The sequence below is a fragment of the Pseudomonas sp. GM33 genome (assembly GCF_000282295.1).
GTDB lineage: Bacteria > Pseudomonadota > Gammaproteobacteria > Pseudomonadales > Pseudomonadaceae > Aquipseudomonas > Aquipseudomonas laurylsulfatiphila.
The window spans coordinates 1-1,875 of the sequence record NZ_AKJO01000132.1 but is presented as its reverse complement, the minus strand read 5'-3'; the positions used below and the strand labels follow the sequence as shown (position 1 = coordinate 1,875).

The following is a 1,875-nucleotide window of genomic DNA, read 5'->3' as shown; positions in this document are numbered from 1 at the left end:
GCTCCCACAAAAGACCGTGCCCACGCTGAAACTGTAGGAGCCAGCCTGCTGGCGATGGACTCCAGTGCGCCGCGTTCATCCAGCTCACCCGCGTTATCCTTAACAACCATCGCTGGCAGGCGCCTGAGTCAGGCAATTGCAGGCAAAAACGTCAGAAGACTTCCAGCTTGATCGCGTCACCCTTATCGAAAGGGTTCTTTGTAAATCCCTGTTGCACGACGAGACCAGAGGGGGACTCCGGGTTTCGATCTAGAGCATCTTCTCCAGGCCGACCTTGTCGCTGAGCCAGGCTTTGAAGCTGCGCCATTTGCCGCCGGGTTCCTTGCGCAAGGTGTGTTGACGGCCCTCGTCCTCGGTGAGCCAGACGACTTCGCCGTTTTCCAGTCGGGCCTGGTAACTCATGGCCGGCGCCATGCCCTCAAGCGCCGCCTGGCGCACGTAGCCGGCCAGTTCTGGACTGTCGACCAGCACTCCGACTTCAGTGTTCCAGAACAGTGAACGCGGGTCGAAATTGAACGAACCGATGAACACTTTCTGCCTGTCCAGGATCATGGCCTTGGTGTGCAGGCTGGAGTCCGAGCCACCACTGAGTCCAAACGAAGAACTGCGGCCGGTATCTTCCGGCTGACGCCGCAGCTCATAGAGTTTCACGCCATGTTCTAGCAGCGTCTTGCGATACGGTGCATAGCCGCCATGCACCGCCGGCACATCGGTGGCTTCCAGTGAGTTGGTCAGCAAGCGCACATCAACGCCGGCATCGGCACGCCCCAGGAGATAGTCCATGCCCGACTTTTGCGGGACGAAGTAGGCCGACATCATGATCAGCTCGTTGCTGACGCCATCGAGTTCAGGCCGCAGTTGTGTGGCCATCAATAACGCGCGTGCCGGTTCGCCGTCAGCCAGGACCTTGCTCGGAGCATCCCACATCGCCGTGCCATGGGCCCAGATCAGCTGCTTGCGCCACGCCTCGAATTGCGGCCGAGTCTGGTAGGTCATGAGATGGTCGTACAAAGCCCTGTGCTCGGTACGTGAGGACTGGAGCGACTGCTCCAGACGTTGGCGGCTCTTGAGCAAGTCCTGTGCTGTCGGCTTGTTGATCTGGAAGTCACTGATCGATTGGCTCAAGGCGCTGTTCCAGTACTGATCGAAGCTGTGCCCCAACTGCTCGGCGACCGGTCCGATGCAAAGCAGGTCCATATCGGTGAAGTTGAGATCGGGCTTGGCGTCAAAATATTCATCCCCCAGGTTGCGTCCGCCGACGATGGCTGCGCTGTTGTCAGCCAGCCACAGTTTGTTGTGCATGCGTCGGTGCTGCTGGGAAAGATCAAGCAAACGGCCCATGGTTCGAGTCACCACGGTGCTGCGCCCCAGATGCAAAGGGTTGAAGACGCGGATATGGATGTTCGGGTGCACCGCCAGGGTAGCGATGACTTCTTCCTGGCCGTCGGTGGCGGTGTCATCGAGCAGGATACGTATCCGTACGCCGCGATCGGCAGCCAGCAGCATTTCATTGACCAGTGCCCGGGTGCTGAGACCGTTATGCACGATGTAGTACTGCAGATCGACGGATTTCTGCGCATTGCGGATCAACTCGGCGCGCGCCCGGAAGGCTTCACTGCTGTTGGGCAGCAAGCGAAAACCCGAGCGCCCCTCATGCGCGGCAGCCTGAGCCTGGATCGAGCGCCCGAAAGCCGATTCGCTGGCGGGGATCGCCTCGCTGAAGTCGTGGGGCATGCGCGTGGTGGCGCAGCCGACTAGCAGCAACGCGAAAAACATGGCGCAGAGGAACCGGGACATGGGCTGGTCCTCAACCTTGACGGGGGTAGATGTGGACCCGGCATCCAGCCAGTACCGGCTGGCGAGAAAACGCAGCCC

The 1,875-nt window shown here is 60.3% G+C and carries 1 protein-coding gene; it reads right to left on the bottom strand.

The window, feature by feature from the left end:
- Window positions 1-249: 249 nt before the first annotated feature.
- Window positions 250-1,797, bottom strand: a complete 1,548-nt coding sequence (locus tag PMI26_RS07035; RefSeq protein WP_007977757.1) for a phospholipase D family protein — start codon at window positions 1,795-1,797, stop codon at window positions 250-252.
- Between the last annotated feature and the right edge of the window lie 78 nt (window positions 1,798-1,875).